Below are 23,439 nucleotides of genomic sequence, written 5' to 3' on the forward strand. Positions count from 1 at the left end.
CCCATCCCCGTACAATTGCGGGTTTGCCCTGAGGCTGTTTCCCAGCCGGGATTCGAGGATCTGCCATGTCGCCCCCATCCGCTTCCCAACCCGTCTCCCGCCCTGCGGCCAGCGCCTACACGCGCGGCCAGGGGCTGGTGGATCTGCTGCAAAAGCGCATCGCCATCATCGACGGCGGCATGGGCACGACGCTGCAGAACGACAGGCTGACCGAAGACGACTACCGGGGCACGCGCTTCGCCGACCACCCCGGCCAGCTTAAGGGCAACAACGAGCTGCTGTCGCTCACCCACCCGGACGCCATCCGCCGTGTGCACGAGGCTTTTCTGGAGGCCGGCGCCAACATCATCGAGACGAACACCTTCGGCGCGACCTCGATCGCGCAGGAAGATTACAGCCTGGGCGAACTGGCCTACGAGCTGAACGTGGCCTCGGCGCGCATCGCCCGCGAGGCGGTGGAGAAGTTCGAATCGCCCGACGCCCCGCGCTTTGTCGCAGGCGCCATCGGGCCCACGCCGCGCACGGCCAGCATCAGCCCGGATGTGAACGATCCGGCGGCGCGCAACATCACTTTCGAGCAGCTGCGAGCGGCCTATTTCGAGCAGGCGCGCGGCCTGCTGGATGGAGGCGTGGACCTCTTTCTGGTCGAGACGATTTTCGACACGCTCAACGCCAAGGCTGCGATTTTCGCGCTGGACGAGCTGATGGAGCAGACCGGCGAGCGCCTGCCCGTCATCATCTCCGGCACGGTCACTGACGCGTCGGGGCGCATCCTGTCGGGGCAGACGGTGGCGGCCTTCTGGTACTCGGTGCGCCATGCGCGCCCACTGGCCATCGGCCTGAACTGTGCGCTGGGCGCCGCGCTGATGCGGCCTTACATCGAAGAGCTGGCCCGCGTCGCGCCCGACACCTACGTCAGCTGCTACCCCAACGCAGGCCTGCCCAATCCCATGAGCGCGACGGGTTTTGACGAGACGCCCGAAGTCACCGGCGGCCTGCTGGAGGATTTTGCCCGCGCCGGATTCCTCAACCTGGCGGGCGGCTGCTGCGGCACCACGCCCGAGCACATCCGCGCCATCGCCCAGCGCCTGACGCCTTACGCGCCGCGCTGCGTGCAGCACGCAGGCCTCTTCACCGCCCTGACCGGAGACGCTGCATGAGCGCGCCTGCCCCCAACGCCTCTCACGCCGCCGCGACGGCGGCCGTGCCTCCGATGCGCCTCTCGGGCCTGGAGCCCATGGTGCTGGACGGCGCCTCGCTCTTCCTGAACATCGGCGAGCGCACCAACGTCACCGGATCGAAGGCCTTTGCGCGCATGATCCTGGCCGGGCAGTTCGAGGAGGCGCTGTCGGTGGCGCGCCAGCAGGTCGAGAACGGCGCGCAGGTCATCGACATCAACATGGACGAGGCCATGCTGGACAGCAAGGCGGCCATGGTGCGCTTTCTGAACCTGATCGCCGTCGAGCCCGACATCGCTCGCGTGCCCATCATGATCGATTCCAGCAAATGGGAGGTCATCGAAGCCGGGCTGCAGTGTGTGCAGGGCAAGGGCATCGTCAACTCGATTTCGCTGAAAGAAGGCGTCGCGCCGTTTGTGGCGCAGGCGAAAAAAATCCGCCGCTACGGCGCCGCCACCGTGGTCATGGCCTTTGACGAGCAGGGCCAGGCCGACACCGCCGCGCGCAAGCGGGACATCTGCGAGCGCGCCTACCGCATCCTGGTGGACGAGGTCGGTTTCCCGGCTGAAGACATCATTTTTGATCCGAACATTTTCGCCATCGCCACCGGCATCGAAGAGCACGACAACTACGCCGTCGATTTCATCGAGGCCACGCGCTGGATCAAGCAGAACCTGCCCGGCGCGCGCGTGTCGGGCGGCGTGTCCAACGTGTCCTTCAGCTTCCGGGGCAACGAGCCCGTGCGCGAGGCCATCCACACCGTGTTCCTCTACCACGCCATCCAGGCCGGGATGGACATGGGCATCGTCAACGCCGGGATGATCGGCGTCTACGACGACCTGGACCCGGTGCTGCGCGAGCGCGTCGAGGACGTGGTGCTCAACCGGTCGCCACAGTTCCGCGAGGGCGACGACACCACGCTGACGCCGACCGAGCGCCTGCTGGAGATCGCCGAAAGCGTCAAAGGCGCCGCCAAAGACCCCGGCCAGCGCCTGGCCTGGCGCGGCACGCCCGAGGCGCCCGCCACCGTGGCGCAGCGCCTGTCGCACGCGCTGGTCCACGGCATCACCGAGTTCATCACCGAGGACACTGAAGAGTGCTGGCAGGCCCTGTCGGCGCAGGGGCTGCGGCCGCTGCACGTCATCGAAGGCCCTTTGATGGACGGCATGAACGTGGTGGGCGATCTGTTCGGGCAGGGCAAGATGTTCCTGCCGCAGGTGGTCAAAAGCGCCCGCGTGATGAAGCAGGCGGTGGCCCACCTGATCCCCTACATCGAGGAAGAAAAGCGCCAGATGCAGGCCGCCGGGCAGGACGTGCGCGCCAAGGGCAAAATTGTCATCGCCACCGTGAAGGGCGACGTGCACGACATCGGCAAGAACATCGTCACCGTGGTTTTGCAGTGCAACAACTTCGAGGTGATCAATATGGGCGTGATGGTGCCCGCGCAGGACATTCTGGCGCGCGCCCGCGAAGAAAACGCCGACATCATCGGCCTGTCCGGCCTGATCACACCCAGCCTGGAAGAGATGCAGCACGTGGCGCGCGAAATGCAGCGCGACCCCTGGTTTTCCGGGCGGCGCACGCCGCTGCTGATCGGCGGCGCCACGACCAGCCGCGTGCACACGGCGGTCAAGATCGCGCCGCATTACCAAGGCCCGATTGTTTACGTGCCCGACGCCAGCCGCAGCGTGGGTGTGTGCTCTGACCTGCTCAGTCCCGAGCGTCAGGATGCGTTCGTGACCGAGCTGCTGCGCGATTACGACCAGGTCCGCGCCCTGCATGCTGGCAAAAAGCAGACGCCGCTGGTGACGCTGCAGCAGGCGCGCGCCAACGCCTTCCCCTGCGATCTGGCCCGCCTGGCGCCCGCACCGCGCGTGCTGGGGCGGCGCGAGTTCAAGGCCTACGATCTGGGCGAGCTGGTGCCCTTCATCGACTGGACGCCCTTCTTCCAGACCTGGGACCTGGCCGGGCGCTACCCGGCCATCCTGGACGACGAGGTGGTGGGTGACGCAGCGCGCAAGGTCTACGCCGACGCAAAAGCGATGCTGGTGAAAATCGTCCAGGGCCGCTGGCTGCAGGCCCACGGCGTGATGGCGCTCTACCCCGCCAACAGCGTGGGCGACGACATCGAAATTTACGCCGACGCCCAGCGCAGCCGCACCCTGATGACCTGGCGCGGGCTGCGCCTGCAGACCGAGCGACCGGTGATCGACGGCGCGGCGCGGCCCAACCGCTGCCTGTCGGATTTCATCGCGCCCCGGGACAGCGGACGCATCGACCACATCGGCCTTTTCGCCGTGACGGCTGGTCTGGGTGCCGAGAAAAAAGCCGCCGAATTCGAGGCCGCGCACGACGACTACAACGCCATCATGATCAAGGCGCTGGCCGACCGTCTGGCCGAGGCCTTTGCCGAGCGCCTGCACCAGCGCGTGCGCACCGACTTCTGGGGCTACGCGCCGGACGAGGCGCTGGACAGCGCCGCACTGATCGCCGAGAAATACCAGGGCATACGCCCCGCGCCAGGCTATCCGGCCTGCCCGGATCACCTGGTCAAGCGCGACCTCTTCGCCGTGCTGGACGCCCGCGCCATCGGCATGGATCTGACCGACAGCATGGCCATGACCCCGGCCGCCAGCGTCAGCGGCTTTTACCTGGCGCACCCCGACGCGGCCTATTTCAACGTGGGGCGCATCGGCGAAGACCAGATGCACGACTGGGCCGCCCGCTGCGGTCTGGACGAGGCCACGGCACGCAGCGCGCTGGCACCGTCGCTGGGCTTCTGAGGCTGCTGTTTGTCCCCTTTTGAGGCGGCGTCAGCTACCGGGTTGGGCCCGGTTCTGCTGGCGCAGCCACTCGGCCCAGCGCGAGACCAGCTCCACCCGGTCGCGGCAGTCACAGGCCTCCAGGATGCCGCGCGCGTGATCTTTGACGGTTTCGGCGCTGATGCCCAGCCGACGCGCGATCTCCTTGTAATAGAAAAGATCCACCATCAGCTCGAACACCTCGCGGCGGCGCTGGCTCAGCAGGCCAGGATGCCACTGACCGGGCGTGGGCTGACTCCTGAGCCCAACGGCCTTCGAAGAGACTGATGCGGCCAGCGGCGATCGCCCCGTCTGTCCGGCGCTGACCCAGTGCAGCGCGGGCACGTTCTCCATCACCCGCTGAAGCTCAGGCGGTGGTTTGGCCGCCTGGCCGGGCAGGCGCGCCCGCCCGCCCGAGTAGCTGCGTGCCGTCATGGGAAGCACGCTGGCCGGGGCTGAACCGTCGCTGTCCTGCAGGGGCTGCAGGACTTCGTCCAGCACATGCCACTGCCAGGGCTGCGCGCGGCGTGTCTGCAGGACCACCCAGGCGGGTCCGGCGCTGCGCTGGCGCAGATCATGCAGCGTGCGTCGCGCCTGATGCCAGCCGCAGGCCAGAACCTGCGGCGAGCTGGGGCTGTCCCGGTTGAAGCGGGTCAGCAGGTCATTCCATTCGGGGGTTTGGTCCAGGTCTTCGCAGACCAGCAGCAGGGTGGGCATGGCAGGGCTCCGGGGTAAAGGGCGTGGCAGGAACGCATCGAAAGGCAGGGCCAGCGTAAGCCGTGCATCCCTGTGCTGTCTCCCGGGAAAATGATCTTGACGCGGTGATCCGTGACTATTTGTGGCATACCGCAGAGGGACTGTGGCCCGCAGACACAGGGCCGTCGCTGTGGTGCATCCCCCTGCAGGGGGGTGGCGCCTATAATCAGCGCCATGGTGGACCAGAGCGGTCCTCCGGCTGGGACGTGGCGTCCGTTAGCGCTATCATCCCGGGCAGCATCCCCCAACCCGGCGCCGCTGGCGTCGCCACCAAGGACCCCGCATGAGTGCCATCGTAGACATCATTGGACGTGAAATTCTGGACAGCCGCGGCAACCCCACCGTCGAGTGCGACGTGCTGCTGGAGTCGGGCACCATGGGCCGTGCGGCCGTGCCGTCGGGGGCGTCCACCGGTTCGCGCGAGGCCATCGAGCTGCGCGACGGTGACAAAAGCCGCTACCTGGGCAAGGGCGTGCTCAAGGCGGTCGAGCACATCAATGGGGAAATCTCCGAGGCCGTTCTGGGCCTGGACGCCTCCGAGCAGGCTTTCCTGGACAAAACCCTGATTGATCTGGACGGCACCGAGAACAAATCCCGCCTGGGCGCCAATGCCATGCTGGCCGTGTCCATGGCCGTGGCCCGTGCCGCCGCCGAAGAATCCGGCCTGCCGCTGTACCGCTACTTTGGCGGCATGGGCGGCGTGCAGCTGCCTGTCCCGATGATGAACGTGGTCAACGGCGGCGCGCACGCCAACAACAGCCTGGATCTGCAGGAGCTGATGATCATCCCCGTGGGCGCCAGCAGCTTCCGCGAAGCGCTGCGCTGGGGCGCGGAAACCTTCCACGCGCTCAAGAAAATCCTGCACGACAAGCACATCAGCACGGCCGTCGGCGATGAAGGCGGTTTCGCGCCCAGCGTCGAAAGCCACGAAGCCGCCATCCAGCTCATCCTGGACGCCATCGCCGCCGCCGGTTACACCGCCGGCGAGCAGATCGCCATCGGCCTGGACTGCGCCGCTTCCGAGTTCTACAAGGACGGCAAATACGTTCTCGAAGGCGAGGGCGGCATTGCTCTGACGGCCCAGGAATGGACCGATATGCTGGCCACCTGGGTGGACAAATACCCCATCATCTCCATCGAAGACGGCATGGCCGAAGGCGACTGGGATGGCTGGAAGCTGCTCACCGACCGCCTGGGCAAGAACGTGCAGATCGTCGGCGACGACCTGTTCGTCACCAACACGAAAATCCTGAAAGAAGGCATCGACAAGGGCATCGCCAACTCGATCCTGATCAAAATCAACCAGATCGGCACGCTGACCGAGACCTTCGCCGCCATCGAGATGGCCAAGCGCGCGGGCTACACCGCCGTCATCAGCCACCGCTCGGGCGAGACCGAAGATTCCACCATCGCCGACATTGCCGTGGGCCTGAACGCCGGCCAGATCAAGACGGGTTCGCTGTCCCGCAGCGACCGCATGGCCAAGTACAACCAGCTGCTGCGCATCGAGGAAGACCTGGGCGACGTGGCCGTGTACCCCGGCCGCAGCGCGTTTTACAACCTGCGCTGATCGCGCACAGGCCGCAGGCCGGAGACGGGCATGGGACAGTGGATGATGAACCGGGGCTGGCCGCTGCTGCTGCTGGTCCTGCTCGTTCTGGTGGGCAAAAGCCTGTTCTGGGGTGACAGCAGCTACGCGCGCATCCAGCAGATGAGTACCGAGCTGGCCACCCAGGTGGCCATCAACGACCAGGCGCAGCAGCGCAATGCCCAGTTGCAGGCCGAGATTTCTGATCTGGGCGACGGCCTGGAAATGGCCGAAGAAAAAGCCCGCTCCGAACTGGGCATGGTCAAACCCAACGAGATCCGCGTCATCGTCAGCCGCCAGCCCTGATGGGATCCTGTGTGCGCGTCCGCATTCTGGGCGCCGAAAGCACGGGCAAATCCACCCTCTGTCAGGCGCTGGCGCAGCGCGCCGCCAGCCAGGGGCTGCGTTGTGCCCAGGTCAGCGAATACCTGCGCGATTGGTGCGAGGCCGCTCCGCACGGCGTCCGGCTGCCCGGGCGCGAGGACCAGTTTCACATCGCGCGGCGTCAGCAGCGCCGGATCGCGGTGGCGGCGCGTGGCGCCGATCTGGTCATCGCCGACACCTGCGCCCTGATGACGCAGGTCTACAGCAGGCACTTCTTTGATCACGCGCTGCCCGCGCAGGGCCCTGCGCTGCACTTTGACCTGACGCTGGTCAGCGACACCGATCTGCCCTGGCAGGCCGACCCGCTGCGCGACGGCCCTCAGGTGCGCGATGCGGTCCAGCAGCGCCTGCTGCAGACTCTGGCTGATCACGGCCTGCCCTGGGTGCGGGTGAATGGCCCGCTGGCACAGCGCCTGGATCAGGCGTGGACCGCCATTCTGCGGGTGCTGGATGATCGTAAAGACAGGCGATCTGGCGCCGATAATTCAGGAAAAACCTGAATATTCGTCCTGTCCCGCCAGAGTGAATACGGCCCTGATCCACAACATCGGCTGTTATGATGTTTTCGCCTGTGGTTCCCTGCAGGCCCAGCCGACGGCCCGTCCGGCGGGTGGTTCGCAAGACGATTTCTGGAGGCCCTGATGAACCTGAATACTCCCCTACCCGCTGGCACGACCGGCACCCTGGCGCAGGCCCAGCACCGTGTCCTGCGCAACACCTATCTGCTGCTGGCCGTGTCGCTGCTGCCGACCGTGCTGGGCGCCTTCATCGGCGTGCAGAGCGGCATTTTCCAGGCCATGTCGCCCATGGTCAGCATGGTGATTTTCTTCGCTGGGGCGTTTGGCTTCATGTACGCGATCGAGAAGAACAAGGACAGTGCCGCAGGCGTTTACCTGCTGCTGGCCTTCACCTTCTTCATGGGTCTGATGCTGTCACGCCTGATCGCCATGGTGCTGGGCTACAGCAACGGCGCCGCGCTGATCATGACGGCGTTCGGCGGCACGGCCGGCATCTTCTTCGTGATGGCGTCGCTGGCCACGGTGATCAAGCGCGACCTGAGCGGCATGGGCAAGTTCCTGACCGTTGGCGCCTTCGTGCTGATGTTCGGCTTCATCATCAACATGTTCGTGCAGTCCAGCGCGGCCATGCTGGCCATGATGACCCTAGGCATTGGCCTCTTCAGCGCCTTCATGCTGTACGACGTCAAGCGCATCATCGATGGCGGCGAGACCAACTACATCACCGCCACCCTGGCGCTGTACATGAACCTGTACAACGTCTTCCAGATGCTGCTGTCTCTGCTGGGCATTTTCGGCGGCGACCGCGAATAAGCGGCTCTGGCCTGACCTTCGAAAGCGCACCTCGGTGCGCTTTTTTTTGTGGGCGCGCTCTGGGAGATCCGTGTGCGCCGCACTGTGAAGACGTTGCGCCCAACAAAAAACCCCGATGATCTCTCACCGGGGTTTCGAATTTCTGGGGTGGCTGATGGGGCTCGAACCCACGACAACCGGAATCACAATCCGGGGCTCTACCAGCTGAGCTACAGCCACCACATGAAGCGCGGATTATAGCCAAAAATGGCGCGGACGTTTTCAGTCGGCGGAATTTTTTGGGGGGCTTGCCGCCGCGTCGGCAGGGGTATCAGGGTGTGGGGCTGTCTCGGAGTTCTGATCGCTTTCAGCCGCCTGGGCGCGTTTCTCGGCGGGCGTCAGCCAGCGCGATTCAGTGCCCGCGCGCAGGCGCTCGATGTTGGCGCGGTGGCGCCAGACCAGCAGCGCCGCCATGACCAGCAGGAGCGCCGTGGTGTTGCCCAGCGCGTCACCGGCCGTGGCGATGAAAAGCGCATAAAGCACCGGCGCTGCCGCCGCCGCGCACATGGCGGCCAGCGAGACATGCCGCCAGCGGTAAAGCACGCCCGCAAAAATCACCAGCAGCATCAGCGCCAGACCCGCGTGCAGGCCCAGCACGGCGCCGATCGCGGTCGCGACACCTTTGCCGCCCTGAAAGCGGAAAAACACCGGGTACAGGTGGCCCAGGAAGGCCGCCAGACCCGCTGCAGCGGGGGCAGCGGCGCCCAAGCTCTGGCTGGGGTCCAGCACCATCACGGCCCAGACGGGGATGGCGCCTTTGAGCGCATCCAGCACCAGCACGGCGATGGCGATTTTCCTGTTGCCTGCGCGCAGCACATTGGTGGCGCCGGGGTTGCCCGAGCCGTAGGTGCGCGGGTCGGGGCCGCCGGTCAGGCGCGGCAGCAGGATGGCAAATGACAGCGAGCCCAGCGCATACGACAGCGCCAGCGTGATCAGCAGGAGCATGACGCTCTCCAATCCAGACAAAAAGGACGATTTTACCGCCCGGCACGAACCGGCCTGAGCCTTGCCAGATCGTCCAGCGTCGCCCGCGCCGCGGCCTGGCCCGAGCGCACGGCGCCCTCCAGCGTGCCGGGCCAGGGGCTGTCCAGCGCGTCACCGGCCAGATGCAGCACGCCGTGCGCGGTCGCCACCTGCGCGGGCGGGCGGCGCAGGCCCACGCGGCATTCGGGCGTGGCGCGGCGCTCGCACAGCAGGGCGGCGACGGGCAGATGCTGCTGCGGTGCGCGCTGCACGTCGGGTGCGAACGTGTGCCCGGCCTGTGCCATCAGCTGGTGGCGCAGCAGTGCGGCCAGGGCATCGCGGCCCTTTGACCGCATCCACATCAGCCAGGGCGCAGCGGCGCTGACGACCAGGGCGATCAGCGGCTGACCGTGCAGCGCCTGCAGATCGAGCGCGAACTGGGCCGGACGCCCGTCTGCCAGATTCGCACTGTCGCGCAAAGCCAGCAGCGGCGCGGGCCACGGCAGCGGTGCCCGGGCCGATGCGTCCGTGCGGCGCAGATAGAGGGTGATGATGGGCTGGTGCGGCACGGCCTGCGCGGCGTTGGCCCAGTCTGGCGCCAGCTCGCGCAACAGCGTTGCGCTGGCGCGCAGCGGGGTCGCCAGAAGGACGTGGTCAAAAACTTCTTCAGCGCTCTGCAGGGTCTTCGAGGTCTGCAGCCGCCAGCCAACGTGTGGCGATGCGGTTGGCAGCAGCGCGGTCACGCGCTCGCCCAGGCGCAGCGTGGCGCCGTGGCGCGACAGGTGCTGCAGCGCTGGCGCGGGCAGAAGATCGTCCAGCGGCTGGCGCGGCAGCAGCAGATCGCTGCCGCGCCAGCCGCAGGGCACGGCGGCATCGGGCCGCAGCGTGGTGGCCAGCACGTGCAGGAAGATGCGGCCGCTGGCCGACGCCAGCGGCGTGTTCAGCGCCGACAGCGCCAGGGGCGCGATGAAATCGCGCACCACGGCAGGCGGCAGACCGGCGCACAGCCGGGCCACGGGCACATCCGCTTCCAGCGCAAAGCCGCCGCGCTGCCAGGTGGCCAGGCGGCGCAGCAGCGCCAGGCGCTCGGCCAGCGTCCAGCCGCGCCAGAGCGCCAGGGCCAGCGCCATATCGCTGCCCGGCGGCAGGGCGCGCAGCAGGGTGCGGGCCAGCGGGCCGTCCGGGGCGCTGCCGCCCTGGCCACTGGCGTGGCGCAGTGTCAGCGGGATGCGCAGCAGGGCCTCGTCCAGCCGCACGCCCACGCGCTGCATCAGCGCCAGGGTTTGCGTGCAGGCCCCGGTCAGGATGTGCTGGCCGCAGTCCAGGCGCAGGTCGCCCTGCAGGTCGTCCGTTGTCGCGGCCAGGCTGCGCGCCCGCCCACCCGCCGTGCGGCTGGTGTCGAAGAGGGTGACGTGCGCGCCGCCGTCCTGCAGCTGAGCGGCGGCAGCCAGGCCAGACCAGCCCGCCCCCATCACGGCCACACGGGGCCCGGCCACAGCTAGCGGCCCAGCCAGTAGACCCGGGTGGCGATCCACAGTTTGCGCAGCGGCGTCAGCCCGATGCGCTGGTGCAGCACGGCGAACTGCTCGTGCTCGATCTCGCGCAGCAGGGTGCGGTAAATGCCCGCCATGATCAGGCCGACGCGCTGGTTTTTGCGGTCGGCGGCTGGCAGCAGGGCCAGCGCCTCGTCGTAGAGGGCGTGGGCGCGCTGCGCCTGGAACTGCATCAGCGCGGTGAAGCGCTCGCTGTAGCCCCAGGGGTTGCTGCGCCGCAGAATCTCGGCGGCCTTCACATCAAACTGCTGCAGGTCGCTGATGGGCAGGTAGATGCGCCCGCGCCGCGCGTCTTCGCCAACATCGCGCAGGATGTTGGTGAGCTGCAGCGCCAGTCCCAGCTTGTGGGCGTAGGCGGTGGTAGCGGCGTTGGTCTGGCCGAAAATCAGCGCCGACACCTCGCCGACCACGCCCGCGACCAGGTGGCAGTAGCGCGCCAGGCCGGGGAAATCCAGGTAGCGGTTCTGCTGGATGTCCATCTCGCAGCCCTCGATCAGGGCCAGCAGATGCTCGGCCGTGATCCCGTAGCGCGGGCACAGCGGCTGCAGCGCGCGCATCACCGGGTGCTGGACGGGTTCGCCGCCCGGGGTGAAGGCGCGCTGCACCTCCTGGCGCCACCAGGCCAGCTTGCGCGAAGCCACGCCCGGGTCGCTGACCTCGTCCACCACATCGTCGATGACGCGGCAGTAGGCGTAGAACGCCGTCAGCGCTTCGCGCTGGGCGGCCGGCAGGAAGCGGAAGGCGTAGTAGAACGACGATCCACTGCGCGCCAGGTGCTGCTCGGCGGTGTCCTGCGGGGTCATGGGCATGAGCGCGTGGCAGTCATCCTGCGTGGGGGTGAGAAGATTTCGCCTTCGTTGGCGACAAAAGCGGCGATATCAGCGGAGAAGGAAGCGGCTTCAGCATGGGCCAGCGCCGTGCCAGCAGGAGCGTCTGCGCCGCAAAGCCGCGCGACCGGGGCAGCGCCTGCTGCCACAGCGGCCAACCTGACAGCAGCGCCTGACGCAATTGTCGCAGACGCAGCGCGCCGCCCTGGACGATGGCGCGCAATTCCCAGCCCCAGCGACGTGTACCGGGGGTGTGGCTCAGCGTCCAGGCCAGGGGGGCTCCCTGGGCCAGCAGGGTTTCGGCGCGGGCCAGTTCGTGCAGCAGCGCCAGGCGCAGGGCGCTGGCCGTTCCGGCAGGGCCTGCCGCGACCCGCGTGGTCTGCGGCAGATAGCGTCGGCCGCGGGCCAGGTCTTCGGCCAGGTCCTGCCAGAAGTTGACGAGCTGCAAGGCGGTGCACAGGGCGTCTGACTGCTCTTCAGCCCCGTGGGTCAGCTTGGCGCCGCTGGTTCGCATCAGGTGCAGCAGCAGACGGCCGACGGGGTTGGCCGAGCGTTGGCAGTAGGCCAGCAGCGCGGCGTCGTTGTGCATGGGCTGGTGGCGCACGTCCGCCTCGAAGGCGTCCAGCAGGTGGTGCAGCGGTTCGGCGGGCCAGTGCCAGTGTGCGTGGCTGGCGGCCAGCGGGCCAAACACCTGCGGCCAGCGGCAGTGCTCAGCGGCGCTGCCGTGCGGGTCGGCCAGCACGGCGTCCAGGGTCTGGCGGTAATCGGCCAGATCGGCCAGGCGATCTGCGGGGGCTGCGTCGCCTTCGTCGGCGATGTCGTCGGCGGTGCGCGCATAACGGTACAGCGCCATCACCGCAGGCCGGTGCTGCGGCGGACACAGCCAGGACGCGACGGGGAAGTTCTCGTTGCCCGCGCCAAACACGCGGGCCACGGCCATGGCGGTATTTACGACGGTGACGGTCCCGGACGCGCAGACCCTGTCCACCCGGCTGGGGCTGGGCGAGGTGACGGCGCTGCAGGGCATTGCGGGCGGCATCGAGAACACCAACTACTTTCTCTCGACCACGCAGGGCGACTGGGTGCTGACGCTGTTCGAGCGCCTGAACCACGCGCAGCTGCCTTTCTATCTGGAGCTGATGCGCCACCTGGCCCACCACGGCGTGGTCGTGCCCGACCCGCAGCCGGACGCGGACGGCGCGCTGGTGCACAGCCTGTGCGGCAAACCGGCAGCGGTGGTGACGCGGCTGCAGGGTCGCAGCGAACTGGCGCCGCAGGTGGCGCACTGTCAGCAGCTGGGCCTGCAGCTGGCGCACATGCACCTGGCCAGCCGCGGTTTTGCGCTGCACCAGCCCAATCTGCGCGGCCTGTCCTGGTGGGCGCCGACGGTGGCCGAAGTCACGCCGCTGCTGCAGGCAGCGGGTGAGAACGACATGGCTGCGCTGCTGGCTGACGAGCTGGCCTGGCTCTCGCAGATGTACGCGAGCAGCGATGCCGCCGCGCTGCCCCAGGGCGCCGTGCACTGCGATCTGTTCCGCGACAACGCCATGTTTGTCCAGGCGTCCGATGGCCCGCGCCTGAGCGGATTCTTCGATTTTTACTTCGCGGGCGTTGATGCGCTGATGTTCGATCTGGCCGTGTGCATCAACGACTGGTGCATCGACCTGGCCACCGGTGAGCTGGACGGCGAGCGCCTGGACGCGCTGGTCAGCCACTACCAGATGGTGCGCCCGCTGGACGCGGTCGAGCTGCGGCTGCTGCCCGCGCTGCTGCGCGCGGCGGCCTTCCGCTTCTGGCTGTCGCGGCTGTGGGACTGGCACCTGCCGCGCGAGGCCAGCGTGCTCAAGCCGCACGATCCGCGTCACTTTGAGCGCATCGTGCGCCTGCGCCGCGCGCAGATGGACGCCGTGGCCGAACGCCTGGCCGCCGCCGTGGCGCAGGAGGCCTGAGATGGCGACCACGCTTGTCGTTCACCCCGCCCGGCGCGGCCTGCAGTGGCTGCGCGACGGACTGTGGCTGTTTGGTCGCCAGCCGCTGGCGCTGGTCGGGTTGCCGGCCTTTTTCATGATGGCGCTGCTGCTGGTGTCGGTGGTGCCGGTGTTCGGTCTGTGGATTGGCTATATGGCGCTGCCGCTGCTGGGGCAGGCCTTTGTGCAGGCGGCTTATCTGGTGCGTGAAGGCGTGCGCGTGCCACTGTCGGCGCTGTGGGCGCCGCTGCGCGATGCGGCCCGGCGCACCGAGCTGGTCCGCATGATGCTGATCTACGCCGCCGGGCAGATCCTGCTGACCTGGGTGGCGCAGTGGGTCGATAACGGCGCGGTGGACCAGGTCCGCGCCGTGATGCTGGACGACAACAGCACCGAGATCCAGCTGCAGCAGGCCATGTCCAATCCGGACCTGTTCTGGGGCATGGCCACGCAGATGTCGCTGTGGACGATCTGGGCCACCATCTTCTGGTTCGTTCCAGCCCTGATCCTGTGGCAGCGCCAGACGGTGGCGCAGGGTGTGTTCTCCAACCTGATCGGGCTGTGGCGTAACAAGGTCCCCCTGACGCTTTACCTGCTGGCTTACGGGCTGCTCGCGGTGGGCCTGGCACTGGCGGTCCAGCTGCTGGCGCTGCTGGCCGGTGGCGTGAATCTGCTGGTTTTTCTGGCCCTGATCCTGTCACTGCCGATGACGGCGGTGTTCTATCTTGGACTGGGCGCCATGTACCGCGATTGTTTTGTCGTGCGTGCAGCGCCCATCCCCCTGCCCGATACCGACCCGGAGAACACCCCATGAGCCCACCATCTGCCCCGGCGCCGCGCCGTCTGGTCCTGCTGCTGGCGGCCCTGACGCTGCCGCTGTTCACGGGCTGTACGGTGCTGGCGGTGGCCGACGCCGTCGCCAGCACGGCGGTGACGGTGACCAGCACCGTGGTCAAAACCGGCGTCAAGGCCGTCGGCGGCGCAGTGGACATGGTCACGCCGGGCGACGAATAAGCCCGCGCAGCCCAAGCCAGCCCGATTGGCCCCCTATTGCGGCGCGGGTGTGCGCGTTGCCACCCAGACCTGAACGCTGGCTGCCCCGGCCGCCAGCAGGTGCTGGCTTGCCGCAGCGGCGGTGGCGCCGGTCGTCATCACGTCGTCGATCAGGGCGATGTGGCGCCCCTGGATCAGCCGCTGCGCCTGCAGGCTGACGGCGGTAAAGCCCTGCTGCATGTTGTCCCAGCGCTCGCGCCGCGTCAGGCCGATCTGGTGCGCGGCAGAAGCGCCCGCAACGCTGCGGCGCAGCACCTCCTGCGTGAGCACTGGCCGCTGCAGACGCCGCCCCAGCATCCGCGCCAGCAGCAGCGACTGGCTGTGACCGCGCTCACGCCAGCGGGCCGGGCTTTGCGGCGCGGGCAGCAGGGCGTCGGGCCAGGTCGCGGCATCGTGGTGCGGGCTGCGCTGCACGGCCTGCTCCATCGCGTCGACCAAAGGCCCCAGGGCCCGCAGGCTGGCGCTGCTGTGGCTGAACTTGATCGCCCAGACCCACTGCGCCCACGGCGCTTCGTGGTCGGCCCCGGCGAGGGCCAGGTGCCAGGGGAACTCCCCAGGCTGGCAGCAGGCTCTGCCGCTGCCCGGCAGCGCACAGCGGCGGCAGCGCGGCGTACCGGGCAGCAGGGCGGTGCAGCAGTCGGGGCACAGGTGCTGGGGGACGGTCAGGTCATCGCCTGCAAGGCCCGGACGGGCCGGGCGGAAGAGGGCGGCGCAGTGCGCGCACTGGCGCGGCCAGCGCCCGAGTTCGGGCCAGGCGGCGATGTTCAGGGCGGGGCGCAGGGCATCGCCCAGGGCATGACACAGGCGGACGAGGGGCAACATGCGGCTCAATATAATGAGGCCCTTCTCAGCCGGTCACCCCCTTGCGGGGGGATTCCCATGTCCCCAGACTCCGCCGATGCCGCCCTGACTGCTGCACAGACCGCTGCACAGATTGCCGCTTTGTGTCGTCAGCATCAGCGGCTGGCCGGCAGTACTCAGGCGCCCTGGCTGGCGCAGGAGATCGCGACCCGCATGGCCGACCGCCTCTCCTGGCTGCGCCAGCCCCCCACCAGCGCCGCCGTCTGGCTGGCGGACGGAGCGCTCTGGCCGGACGAATCCCTGCCGCTGCTGGCGGCCCAGCCCCTGCCGCCGCTGTTGTGGCGCGCGGGGTCTCAGCCGGGGCTGGAGCCCTTCACGCCACCGCCCGCAGCGGGCTGGCGCGCCGTGCTGCCGCGCTGGCTGGGCGGTGATCTGGCTGTGGCGCCACCGCAGACCGTGGGCCTGCTCTGGTCCAACCTGAACCTGCATCACAGCGCCTCGGTGCGCGACACGCTGGCGCGCTGGTTTGGCCTGCTGGCCGACCACGGGGTTCTGATGTTCAGCACCCTGGGGCCTTTGACGGCGCGGGCGCTGCAGCGCATTTTCGACATGGAAGGCTGGGGTCAGGCCCTGCCCGAGTGGGTGGACATGCACGACTGGGGCGACCGCCTGGTCGATGCAGGCTTCAGCGACCCGGTGGTCGATCAGGAAACCCTGACGCTGACCTATGCCAGCGCCGCCGGTCTGCTGGACGAGCTGCGCCATTTCTGGGGCAACACCCACCCGCAGCGCTTTGTGGGCCTGCGCACGCCGCAGTGGCGCCAGCGCCTGCTGGCCGCTCTGGAGCGCGAGTTGCGCGCCAGCGACGGCCGCCTGCATCTGACGGTGGAAGTGGTTTACGGCCATGCGGTCAAACTGCCGCGCGCCCCCAAAGTGGAGGCCGAAACCCGGGTGGATCTGGCCGAAATGCGCCGCCAGCTGCGGCAGCGTCGGTCTGGCTGAACGCGCTCAGTCGCCGCTGGCAGACAGCGCGTCCAGCGGCAGTTCGGTGCTGTCTTTCCAGGTGCGCAGCACAAAGCTGGATCTGGCGCTGAGCACGGCAGGCTGCGCCAGCAGCTGCTCCTGCACGAAGCGGGCGTAGTGCGCCATGTCGCTGGCGCGGATGTCCAGCAGGCACTCGGTGTCGCCCGCCAGGCTGAAGCAACCGGTGACTTCCGGCCAGGACGCCACGGCATCCAGCAGGGCCTGAACGGCTTCGGGCCTGTGCCGGTCCACCTGCAGGCGCACGAAGGCGTGGATGTCCAGCCCCAGCGCCTGCGGGCTCAGCCGCGCCACATAGCCCTGGATGATGCCGTTGTCCTCCAGCAGCTTGAGGCGGCGCAGGCAGGGCGAGGGCGACAGGGCCACGGTTTCGGCCAGCTCGACATTGCTGAGCCGCCCGTTTTTCTGCAGCGCGGCCAGAATGCCAATATCGGTTTTGTCGAGATCTGCTTTGGGCATGATGTCGTGCGGTCGCACTCTGTTGATCGGTATTTTCGAATCCAGTCAGCAGATTTTACAGGGACAAAACGGAGGTCTGGTCCCGACCTTGCGACAAGCCCGCGCCACGCCGGACAAATCAGCCGCTGTGTGGTGCAGATGCCAGGGCTTCAAGCGCAGTGCGCACATGACCCACGCTGCGCGGCACGTCGCCCCACTTGTCCAGACCGAAGAGGCCCAGGCGGAAGGCGCGGTAATCCGGCCCCTCGTCGCACTGCAGCGGCACTCCGGCGGCGGCCTGAACGCCCAGGCGCACGAAGGCGCGGCCAGTCTGGATCTCAGGGTCGCTGGTGTAGCTGACGACGACCCCGGCGGCCTCGAAGCCCGGTGCGGCCACGCTGGGGTAACCGTGCTGGGCCAGCAGGGCGCGCACCTGGCGGCCCAGATCGCGCTGGGCGTCGCGCACGGCGGTGAGGCCGCGCGCCAGGGTTTCGTCCAGGGTGTCGCGCAACTGGCGCAGGCCGTCGGTGGGCAGCGTGGCGTGGTAGGCGTGGCCGTCGTTCTCGTAGGCGCGCATGATGGCCAGCCACTGCTTGAGGTCCAGCGCGAAGCTGCTGCTGCAGGTGCTGTCGATTTTGGCCAGCGCGCGCTCGCCCAGCAGGACCATGCCCGCGCAGGGCGTGCTGCTCCAGCCTTTTTGCGGTGCGGACACCAGCACATCGACGCCGCTGTCCTGCATGTCGATCCATTCGGCGCCGGAGGCGATGCAGTCCAGCACCAGCAGGCCGCCCACCGCGTGAACCGCATCGGCCAGGCCCCGGATGTAATCGGGCGGCAGCATCATGCCGCTGGACGTTTCCACGTGCGGCGCAAACACCACGGCGGGTTTTTCGGCGGCGATGGCGGCGCAGACGTCGTCCAGCGGCGCAGGCGCCCAAGGGGCTTGAGCACCCTCAGCCGTGCGGCGCGCCTTGGACACGCTGTGACTGCGGGCGATGCCGCCGGTTTCCAGAATCTGCGTCCAGCGGTAGCTGAACCAGCCGTTGCGCACGACCAGCACGTGTTCGCCGTTGGCGAACTGGCGTGCCACTGCCTCCATGCCCGAGGTGCCGCTGCCGGGCACGATGACAAGCGCCTGCGCGTTGTAGACCTGACGCACCTGGCGCGACAGATCGCGCATCACGCCCTGGAAGCGCTGCGACATGTGGTTGAGCGCGCGGTCGGTGTAGACCACCGAAAATTCCAGCAGGCCATCGGGATCAATGTGGGGCAGCAGGGCGGTCATGGCTTACTCCTTGGAGGCCGTTTCGGGATGGGGGAAGAAGGATTGCACCTGGCCGGCGCTGACCGCGCTGTGGCTGTCGGGCTGCCAGTGCGGGGTTTTGTCCTTGTCGATCAGCAGGGCGCGCACCCCTTCGAGCAGGTCGCCGCGCTCCAGCCACTGGGCGTCCAGATGCGTTTCCAGCGCGAAGCACTGCTCCAGGGTCAGGTTGCGCCCGCGCCGGATCTGCTCCAGCGTCACGGCCATGGCCAGCGGCGAATGGCGCTCGAACAGGGCCAGCGTGTCGCGCGCCCAGGCGGCCTGCGCTTCGTCGCTGTGGTCCGCCGCAGCCGCCTGCAGCGAAGCCTGGATGGCGGGGACGCTCTCCTGGCTGAAGTGCGCGTTGATCCACGGCCGGTGAGACAGCACCACCGCTTCGGGCCAGCTCTGGCCGGTCTGCTGGGTGGCTTCGGCGAGCGAGCCCAGCAGCCGCGCCAGCGTCGCCTGATCGCGCTGGCGCTGGCGCGGATCGCCCTCGCGCTGCGGCGGCCAGGCCAGGGTGTCCAGCGCGGCCAGCAGCTCGTCCAGCAGGCTGGAGGGCAGGGCCACGTCGGCCCAGCCCAGCGCGACGGCGTCGGCAGCCAGCAGCGGCACGCCGCACAGGCCCAGGTATTCGCCCAAAGCGCCGGGCATGCGCGACAGGAAAAAGCTGCCGCCCACATCGGGGAAGTAGCCGATGGCGGTTTCGGGCATGGCCAGGCGCGAGCGCTCGGTGACCACGCGCAGGCTGGCCCCTTGCGCCAGGCCCATGCCGCCGCCCATGACGATGCCGTCCAGCCAGGCCAGATAAGGCTTGCCGTACTGGTGCAGCAGCTGGTCCAGCGGGTATTCGATGTGGAAGAACGCCATCGGATCAGGCTCGGTGGGCGAGGCCTGGCGGGCGCGCACGGCGTGGTAGAGGGCGCGGATGTCGCCCCCGGCGCAGAAGGCCTTTCCGCCCGCGCCGCGCAGCACGACGGCGCGCACGCCGTCGTCGGCCTGCCAGGCGCGCAGCTGGGTGTCCAGCGCGGTGAGCAGTTCCAGATCCAGGGCGTTGAGGGCCTGTGGCCGGTTGAGCACAAGGTGGCCGATGCGGTTGCGCACTTCGGCGATCAGCACGGGCGGGTGGGGGGCAGCGTCAGCGGTCATGATGGGTCGCGGAAAAATCAGAAAAAACTCAGGCGGGTGGCGGCGCGGGCTCGCCCCATCGTGGCGCGCCGGGCATGTCCAGGCCAAAACAGTCCAGCACCCGGCCCAGGGTGTCGTCGACCAGCGCGGCGATCGTCTGCGGCTGGGTGTAAAACGCGGGCACCGGCGGGTGGATGATGCCGCCCATTTCGGTCACCGCCAGCATGTTGCGGATGTGTCCGGCGTGCAGCGGCGCTTCGCGCACCATCAGCACCACGGGGCGGCGCTCTTTGAGGCAGACATCGGCGGCACGCGTCAGCAGCGAGGTGGTGACACCGCTGGCGACTTCGGCCAGCGTGCGCACCGAGCACGGCGCGATCAGCATGCCCATGGTGCGGAACGAGCCGCTGGCGATCGGTGCGGCCACGTCCTGGATGGCGTGAACATGGTCGGCCAGCGCGTGCATCTGTTCGCGGCTCAGGGCGGTTTCGTACTCGCGGGTGAGTTCGCCCGCGCGCGACACGACCAGGTGGGTCTCTATCCCCAAGGCCCGCAGCACCTCGAGCGCGCGGATGCCGTAGACGATGCCGGTCGCGCCGGTGATGCCCACGACGATGCGGCGCGGGACGGCGCCAGCGCCTGCAGGAGCGCTCATCGGCGCGTTCCCCGGGCGCGGAAGACGCGCAGCAGCTCGTCCACGATCAGCAGCGCAGCGCCCAGCGTGATGGCGCTGTCGGCGGCGTTGAAGGCCGGGAAGTAACGGCCACCCCAGTGGAACTGAAGAAAATCAATCACATGGCTGTGGATGAAACGGTCGATGACGTTGCCCAGCGCGCCGCCCAGAATCATGCAGACGGCGAAGGCGAAGAGCTTCTGCTCGCGCTGGCGGTGAATCATCCAGACCATCAGCGCCGAGGCCAGTAGGCCAAAGCCGGTGAAAAACCAGCGCTGCCAGCCGTCGGCGCCCGCCAGGAAGCTGAAGGCCGCGCCGGTGTTGTGCGCCCGCACGATGTTGAAAAAGGAGGTGACAACAAAGCCCTGGCCCAGTTGCAGGTTCTGCACGATCCAGGTTTTGCTGAGCTGGTCGATGACGATGACCAGCAGCGCAATCACCAGCCAGGGCCAGGCGGCGGCTGATCCGCCCGGGCTGCGGCGGCGTGCGGCGCTCATGCGGAGGCTCCGGCACTGGCCTGCTGCACGTGCGTGGTGCAGCGGGCGCACAGGCCGGGCAGCGCGGGCGCAGCGGCGGCTTCGGGTGCGACGTCCAGCGTGTAGTGCCAGCAGCGCTCGCACTTGCCGAAGCCCGGCGCCTCCACCAGCGATTCCACGGTGATGCGCGCTTCGGCATCGTCGCCATCGCTGGCGGACAGCGGCTCGATGCGCGCCTCAGACGTGATCAGGATGAACTTCAGCGTGTCGCCCAAGGCTTGCAGCAGCGCAAAATCCGCCGGGTTCAGCGCCAGCGTGACCCGCGCCTGCAGGCCCGCGCCGATCTGGCCTGCAGCGCGCAGGTCTTCCAGCGCCTTGTTGACGCGCTCGCGGATCAGCACGATGCGCGCCCAGCCAGCCAGCCAGGCGTCGGCCGATTCGGCACTGTCGCCGCCGGTGAGGCTGGAGAGGCCTTCCAGCCCCGGCCAGTCCCACAGCGTCTGGCTGAACAGGCCTGCGTCTTTTTGCGCCTGCGGCGTGGCGTCGGGGCACTGCTTGAGCAGATCGCCCCAGGCCTCTTCGGCGGTGAAGCTGAGCACCGGCGCCATCCAGCGCAGCATGGCCTGCAGCACGTGCCACAGCGCGGTCTGCGCGCTGCGCCGCGCGGCGCTGTTCCGGGGCGTGGTGTAGAGGCGGTCCTTGATGACATCCAGCCAGAAGGCGCCCAGATCCTCGGAGCACCAGGTCTGCAGCCGCGCCACGATGGGGTGGAAATCGTAGTTGCGGTAATGGTCGGCGATCTCGGCCTGCACGCTCTGGGCGCGGCGCACGGCCCAGGCGTCCAGCGCCTGCCACTGCGCCACGGGCAGGGCATTGCGGGCCGGATCGAAATCGGCCAGGTTGGCCAGCATGAAGCGCAGCGTGTTGCGGATGCGGCGGTAGCCGTCCACCACGCGCGCCAGGATGTTGTCGTCGATGGCCAGATCGCCCGAGTAATTGGTCGAAGCCACCCACAGGCGGATGATTTCCGCGCCCATTTTGCTGCTGATGACCTGCGGCGCCACCGTGTTACCGATGGATTTGCTCATCTTGCGGCCCTGGCCGTCCACGGTGAAGCCGTGGGTCAGCAGCGCCTTGTAGGGCGCGCGGTCGTTCAGGGCGCAGCCCAGCAGCAGCGAGCTGTGAAACCAGCCCCGGTGCTGGTCGTGCCCTTCCAGGTAGAGGTCGGCCGCTGCGCCGCTGCCGTCCTCCAGGCCTTCGCCCGGGTGGCTGCCCTGGAAGACGTGGAAGAAGGACGAGCCCGAATCGAACCAGACCTCCAGGATGTCGGTCGATTTGGCGTAATCGCCCACCTCGTGCGTGGGCAGCAGATCAGCCACTTCGGTGCGGCTCCAGGCCTCGATGCCGCCTTCGGTGACGATGTCGGCGGCGCGGTCCAGCAGCGCCAGCGTGTCCGGGTGCGGTTCGCCCGTGACCTTGTGCAGCAGGAAGGGAATCGGCACGCCCCAGCTGCGCTGGCGCGAAATGCACCAGTCGGGCCGCCCGGCGATCATGTCGCGCAGGCGCGTTCGGCCGTTTTCGGGGTAGAACGCGACCTGGTCGATGGCGTCCAGCGCGAGCTGGCGCAGCGGCTGCTTCGCCTTGTCGGTGGTGAAAATGCCCTCGCCCTCGTCCATGCGGATGAACCACTGCGCGGCGGCGCGGTAGATCACCGGCGTTTTGTGGCGCCAGCAGTGCGGGTAGCTGTGCGTGATCGGCGTCGTGGCCATCAGGCGGTCGCTGCTGCCCAGCACCTCGATGATGCGCGGGCAGGCCTTCCAGATGTTCATGCCGCCAAACAGCGGCAGCGCGTCCTCGTAGATGCCGTTGCCCTGCACGGGGTTGAGGATGTCGTCCAGCGTGAAGCCGTGCGCCAGGCAGGAGTTGAAATCGTCCAGGCCGTAGGCGGGCGACGAGTGCACCAGGCCCGTGCCGTCCTGCGCGGTGACGTAATCGGCCAGGATGAGCGGCGAAGTGCGGCGGTAGCCGGGGTCGGTGTCCCACAGCGGGTGGCGAAAGACCAGGCCGCGCAGTGCTTCGCCCTTGATGGTCGCCAGAACGTGGCCCTGGCCGTCCAGACCGTAGCGCGCCAGGCAGTCGCTGACGCGGCTGGCGGCCAGCAGCAGCAGGCCGCGCGGGGTGTCGACCAGCGAATAATCCAGCTCGGGATTCGCGTTGAGCGCCTGGTTGGCGGGCAGCGTCCAGGCCGTCGTCGTCCAGATCACCGCGAAGGCTTTCTTGCCGGCGCCTTCACCGGGCAGCGCGGGCAGGCCAAAAGCGGCGGCCAGTGCGGCGCGGTCGTCGGCCTCGAAGGCGACATCCAGCGTGTCGGATTTCTTGTCGGCGTATTCGATCTCGAACTCGGCCAGCGAGCTGCCGCAGTCAAAGCACCAGTACACGGGCTTGAGGCCGCGGTAGACGAAACCGCGCTCGATCACGCGCTTGAAGGCGCGAATCTGCGTGCCCTCGTTGACGCGGTCCATGGTCTTGTAGGGGTGATCCCACTGGCCCAGCACGCCCAGGCGCTTGAAATCGGCGCGCTGCTGGTCGATCTGCTCGGAGGCGTAGGCGCGGCTTTTGGCCTGCATGTCGTCGCGCGACAGGCTTTTGCCGAACTGCTTCTCGATGGCGTTCTCGATGGGCAGGCCGTGGCAGTCCCAGCCGGGGATGTAATGCGCATCAAAACCAAGCATCTGCCGCGATTTGACGATGACGTCCTTGAGCACCTTGTTGACCGCGTGCCCCAGATGGAGCTGGCCGTTGGCGTAGGGCGGGCCGTCGTGCAGCACAAAGCGCGGGCGGTGGCTGCACAGGGCGCGCAGGGCCTGGTAGCGGCCCTGTTCGTCCCAGGCCTGGACCCAGCCGGGCTCGCGCTTGGGCAGATCGCCGCGCATGGGAAAAGCGGTGTCCAGCAGATTGAGCGTGTGGCCGTAGCGGGCGCTGGCCGCATCGCCTTTGGCGCTGCCGGATTTGGGGGAATTTTTGCGCGCGCCAGAAGCGGCGGCGCCGGTGTCGGGGGAAGTCATGCCGTGCTCGGTTGAGGGCGAAAAGGGGCGCCACATGCCCTGTCGGGCGGGGTGGCGCAAGGGGTATATTCTAGGGT

22 protein-coding genes and 1 tRNA gene are annotated in these 23,439 nt (G+C 68.3%); 10 read left to right on the forward strand and 13 right to left on the reverse strand.

Translation table 11 applies throughout. The features are described from left to right. Window positions 1-65: 65 nt before the first annotated feature. Together RV045_RS04210 and metH are read left to right on the forward strand one after the other, a co-directional pair. Window positions 66-1,160 carry a homocysteine S-methyltransferase family protein gene (locus RV045_RS04210; RefSeq protein ID WP_423234521.1) on the forward strand — a complete coding sequence of 365 codons (1,095 nt, stop codon included), beginning with the start codon at window positions 66-68 and terminating at the stop codon, window positions 1,158-1,160. After that, window positions 1,157-3,961 carry a methionine synthase gene (gene metH, locus RV045_RS04215; RefSeq protein ID WP_423234522.1) on the forward strand — a complete coding sequence of 935 codons (2,805 nt, stop codon included), beginning with the start codon at window positions 1,157-1,159 and terminating at the stop codon, window positions 3,959-3,961. Before RV045_RS04210 ends, metH begins: the two co-directional genes overlap by 4 nt. A 30-nt stretch (window positions 3,962-3,991) precedes the next feature. On the opposite strand, the gene RV045_RS04220 is transcribed toward metH, so the two are convergent. Next, window positions 3,992-4,696, reverse strand: a complete 705-nt coding sequence (locus tag RV045_RS04220) for a helix-turn-helix transcriptional regulator (protein WP_423234523.1) — start codon at window positions 4,694-4,696, stop codon at window positions 3,992-3,994. Window positions 4,697-5,018: 322 nt separating this feature from the next. Between RV045_RS04220 and eno the strand changes: the two genes are divergently transcribed. From eno to RV045_RS04240, 4 genes are all read left to right on the forward strand, one after another. After that, window positions 5,019-6,305 carry a phosphopyruvate hydratase gene (gene eno / locus RV045_RS04225; RefSeq protein ID WP_423234524.1) on the forward strand — a complete coding sequence of 429 codons (1,287 nt, stop codon included), beginning with the start codon at window positions 5,019-5,021 and terminating at the stop codon, window positions 6,303-6,305. Between the two features lie 30 nt (window positions 6,306-6,335). Next, window positions 6,336-6,629: an FtsB family cell division protein gene (locus RV045_RS04230; RefSeq protein WP_423234525.1), complete on the forward strand. Its 294-nt coding sequence runs from the start codon at window positions 6,336-6,338 to the stop codon at window positions 6,627-6,629. 11 nt (window positions 6,630-6,640) lie between these two features. Beyond that, a complete protein-coding gene (locus tag RV045_RS04235) occupies window positions 6,641-7,207 on the forward strand; it encodes an AAA family ATPase (RefSeq protein WP_423234526.1) in 567 nt (188 codons plus the stop codon). Between the two features lie 141 nt (window positions 7,208-7,348). Beyond that, window positions 7,349-8,038 carry a Bax inhibitor-1 family protein gene (locus tag RV045_RS04240; protein ID WP_423234527.1) on the forward strand — a complete coding sequence of 230 codons (690 nt, stop codon included), beginning with the start codon at window positions 7,349-7,351 and terminating at the stop codon, window positions 8,036-8,038. A 143-nt stretch (window positions 8,039-8,181) separates the two neighbouring features. On the opposite strand, the gene RV045_RS04245 is transcribed toward RV045_RS04240, so the two are convergent. The 5 genes from RV045_RS04245 to RV045_RS04265 all read right to left on the reverse strand — a co-directional run bounded on the left by RV045_RS04245 (window position 8,182) and on the right by RV045_RS04265 (window position 12,360). Next, a tRNA-His gene (locus RV045_RS04245) sits at window positions 8,182-8,257 on the reverse strand. A 42-nt stretch (window positions 8,258-8,299) separates the two neighbouring features. Continuing rightward, window positions 8,300-9,022, reverse strand: coding sequence for a glycerol-3-phosphate 1-O-acyltransferase PlsY (plsY, locus tag RV045_RS04250; protein ID WP_423234528.1), 723 nt, complete (start codon window positions 9,020-9,022; stop codon window positions 8,300-8,302). A 32-nt stretch (window positions 9,023-9,054) separates the two neighbouring features. Next, window positions 9,055-10,536, reverse strand: coding sequence for a hydroxysqualene dehydroxylase (locus RV045_RS04255; RefSeq protein ID WP_423234529.1), 1,482 nt, complete (start codon window positions 10,534-10,536; stop codon window positions 9,055-9,057). Between the two features lie 2 nt (window positions 10,537-10,538). After that, a complete protein-coding gene (hpnD, locus tag RV045_RS04260) occupies window positions 10,539-11,396 on the reverse strand; it encodes a presqualene diphosphate synthase HpnD (protein ID WP_423234639.1) in 858 nt (285 codons plus the stop codon). Between the two features lie 19 nt (window positions 11,397-11,415). Beyond that, window positions 11,416-12,360: a squalene/phytoene synthase family protein gene (locus tag RV045_RS04265; RefSeq protein ID WP_423234530.1), complete on the reverse strand. Its 945-nt coding sequence runs from the start codon at window positions 12,358-12,360 to the stop codon at window positions 11,416-11,418. Here RV045_RS04265 and RV045_RS04270 point away from each other — a divergent pair. The 3 genes from RV045_RS04270 to RV045_RS04280 are packed head-to-tail and all read left to right on the forward strand — an operon-like array spanning window position 12,359 to window position 14,401. After that, window positions 12,359-13,369, forward strand: coding sequence for a homoserine kinase (locus RV045_RS04270; protein ID WP_423234531.1), 1,011 nt, complete (start codon window positions 12,359-12,361; stop codon window positions 13,367-13,369). The two genes, RV045_RS04265 and RV045_RS04270, sit on opposite strands and share 2 nt — an antisense overlap. Before the next feature lies 1 nt (window position 13,370). Beyond that, the gene (locus tag RV045_RS04275; protein WP_423234532.1) at window positions 13,371-14,201 is read left to right on the forward strand and encodes a BPSS1780 family membrane protein; all 831 of its coding nucleotides are present in this window, start codon (window positions 13,371-13,373) and stop codon (window positions 14,199-14,201) included. Further along, window positions 14,198-14,401, forward strand: coding sequence for a hypothetical protein (locus RV045_RS04280; protein WP_423234533.1), 204 nt, complete (start codon window positions 14,198-14,200; stop codon window positions 14,399-14,401). The genes RV045_RS04275 and RV045_RS04280 overlap by 4 nt, the downstream gene beginning before the upstream one ends. 33 nt (window positions 14,402-14,434) lie before the next feature. On the opposite strand, the gene RV045_RS04285 is transcribed toward RV045_RS04280, so the two are convergent. Beyond that, entirely contained in the window at window positions 14,435-15,262 is an 828-nt protein-coding gene (locus RV045_RS04285; protein ID WP_423234534.1) for a ComF family protein, read from the reverse strand. A 57-nt stretch (window positions 15,263-15,319) separates the two neighbouring features. Here RV045_RS04285 and RV045_RS04290 point away from each other — a divergent pair, with 57 nt between their 5' ends. Then, window positions 15,320-16,243, forward strand: a complete 924-nt coding sequence (locus RV045_RS04290) for a methyltransferase domain-containing protein (protein WP_423234535.1) — start codon at window positions 15,320-15,322, stop codon at window positions 16,241-16,243. Between the two features lie 6 nt (window positions 16,244-16,249). Here the strand turns inward: RV045_RS04290 and RV045_RS04295 are convergent, their stop codons facing one another. The 6 genes from RV045_RS04295 to ileS all read right to left on the reverse strand — a co-directional run bounded on the left by RV045_RS04295 (window position 16,250) and on the right by ileS (window position 23,362). Next, window positions 16,250-16,741, reverse strand: coding sequence for an Lrp/AsnC family transcriptional regulator (locus tag RV045_RS04295; protein ID WP_423234536.1), 492 nt, complete (start codon window positions 16,739-16,741; stop codon window positions 16,250-16,252). 118 nt (window positions 16,742-16,859) lie between these two features. Then, window positions 16,860-18,005 carry an aminotransferase class V-fold PLP-dependent enzyme gene (locus RV045_RS04300; RefSeq protein ID WP_423234537.1) on the reverse strand — a complete coding sequence of 382 codons (1,146 nt, stop codon included), beginning with the start codon at window positions 18,003-18,005 and terminating at the stop codon, window positions 16,860-16,862. Window positions 18,006-18,008: 3 nt separating this feature from the next. Then, window positions 18,009-19,169: an enoyl-CoA hydratase/isomerase family protein gene (locus tag RV045_RS04305; RefSeq protein ID WP_423234538.1), complete on the reverse strand. Its 1,161-nt coding sequence runs from the start codon at window positions 19,167-19,169 to the stop codon at window positions 18,009-18,011. A gap of 28 nt (window positions 19,170-19,197) precedes the next feature. After that, entirely contained in the window at window positions 19,198-19,803 is a 606-nt protein-coding gene (locus RV045_RS04310) for a UbiX family flavin prenyltransferase (protein ID WP_423234539.1), read from the reverse strand. Beyond that, window positions 19,800-20,318 (reverse strand): signal peptidase II, encoded by a 519-nt coding sequence (gene lspA / locus RV045_RS04315; RefSeq protein WP_423234540.1) that lies wholly within the window; start codon window positions 20,316-20,318, stop codon window positions 19,800-19,802. Before lspA ends, RV045_RS04310 begins: the two co-directional genes overlap by 4 nt. Next, complete coding sequence (gene ileS, locus RV045_RS04320; RefSeq protein WP_423234541.1) at window positions 20,315-23,362, reverse strand: isoleucine--tRNA ligase; 3,048 nt, start codon at window positions 23,360-23,362, stop codon at window positions 20,315-20,317. Before ileS ends, lspA begins: the two co-directional genes overlap by 4 nt. Window positions 23,363-23,439: the final 77 nt, after the last annotated feature.

The organism is Amphibiibacter pelophylacis (assembly GCF_037688875.1).
GTDB classification, from domain to species: domain Bacteria; phylum Pseudomonadota; class Gammaproteobacteria; order Burkholderiales; family Burkholderiaceae_C; genus Amphibiibacter; species Amphibiibacter pelophylacis.

What these genes read in the sequence shown, in the direction of transcription:
- hpnD (WP_423234639.1), bottom strand. Translation starts at nt 11,396, where the DNA reads ATGACCCCGCAGGACACCGCCGAGCAGCACCTGGCGCGCAGTGGATCG.
- RV045_RS04280 (WP_423234533.1), top strand. Translation starts at nt 14,198, where the DNA reads ATGAGCCCACCATCTGCCCCGGCGCCGCGCCGTCTGGTCCTGCTGCTG.
- RV045_RS04285 (WP_423234534.1), bottom strand. Translation starts at nt 15,262, where the DNA reads ATGTTGCCCCTCGTCCGCCTGTGTCATGCCCTGGGCGATGCCCTGCGC.
- RV045_RS04300 (WP_423234537.1), bottom strand. Translation starts at nt 18,005, where the DNA reads ATGACCGCCCTGCTGCCCCACATTGATCCCGATGGCCTGCTGGAATTT.
- RV045_RS04310 (WP_423234539.1), bottom strand. Translation starts at nt 19,803, where the DNA reads ATGAGCGCTCCTGCAGGCGCTGGCGCCGTCCCGCGCCGCATCGTCGTG.
- RV045_RS04230 (WP_423234525.1), top strand. Translation starts at nt 6,336, where the DNA reads ATGGGACAGTGGATGATGAACCGGGGCTGGCCGCTGCTGCTGCTGGTC.
- RV045_RS04305 (WP_423234538.1), bottom strand. Translation starts at nt 19,169, where the DNA reads ATGACCGCTGACGCTGCCCCCCACCCGCCCGTGCTGATCGCCGAAGTG.
- RV045_RS04275 (WP_423234532.1), top strand. Translation starts at nt 13,371, where the DNA reads ATGGCGACCACGCTTGTCGTTCACCCCGCCCGGCGCGGCCTGCAGTGG.
- metH (WP_423234522.1), top strand. Translation starts at nt 1,157, where the DNA reads ATGAGCGCGCCTGCCCCCAACGCCTCTCACGCCGCCGCGACGGCGGCC.
- RV045_RS04210 (WP_423234521.1), top strand. Translation starts at nt 66, where the DNA reads ATGTCGCCCCCATCCGCTTCCCAACCCGTCTCCCGCCCTGCGGCCAGC.
- RV045_RS04265 (WP_423234530.1), bottom strand. Translation starts at nt 12,360, where the DNA reads ATGGCCGTGGCCCGCGTGTTTGGCGCGGGCAACGAGAACTTCCCCGTC.
- plsY (WP_423234528.1), bottom strand. Translation starts at nt 9,022, where the DNA reads ATGCTCCTGCTGATCACGCTGGCGCTGTCGTATGCGCTGGGCTCGCTG.
- RV045_RS04220 (WP_423234523.1), bottom strand. Translation starts at nt 4,696, where the DNA reads ATGCCCACCCTGCTGCTGGTCTGCGAAGACCTGGACCAAACCCCCGAA.
- RV045_RS04240 (WP_423234527.1), top strand. Translation starts at nt 7,349, where the DNA reads ATGAACCTGAATACTCCCCTACCCGCTGGCACGACCGGCACCCTGGCG.
- RV045_RS04295 (WP_423234536.1), bottom strand. Translation starts at nt 16,741, where the DNA reads ATGCCCAAAGCAGATCTCGACAAAACCGATATTGGCATTCTGGCCGCG.
- RV045_RS04290 (WP_423234535.1), top strand. Translation starts at nt 15,320, where the DNA reads ATGTCCCCAGACTCCGCCGATGCCGCCCTGACTGCTGCACAGACCGCT.
- lspA (WP_423234540.1), bottom strand. Translation starts at nt 20,318, where the DNA reads ATGAGCGCCGCACGCCGCCGCAGCCCGGGCGGATCAGCCGCCGCCTGG.
- RV045_RS04270 (WP_423234531.1), top strand. Translation starts at nt 12,359, where the DNA reads ATGGCGGTATTTACGACGGTGACGGTCCCGGACGCGCAGACCCTGTCC.
- eno (WP_423234524.1), top strand. Translation starts at nt 5,019, where the DNA reads ATGAGTGCCATCGTAGACATCATTGGACGTGAAATTCTGGACAGCCGC.
- ileS (WP_423234541.1), bottom strand. Translation starts at nt 23,362, where the DNA reads ATGACTTCCCCCGACACCGGCGCCGCCGCTTCTGGCGCGCGCAAAAAT.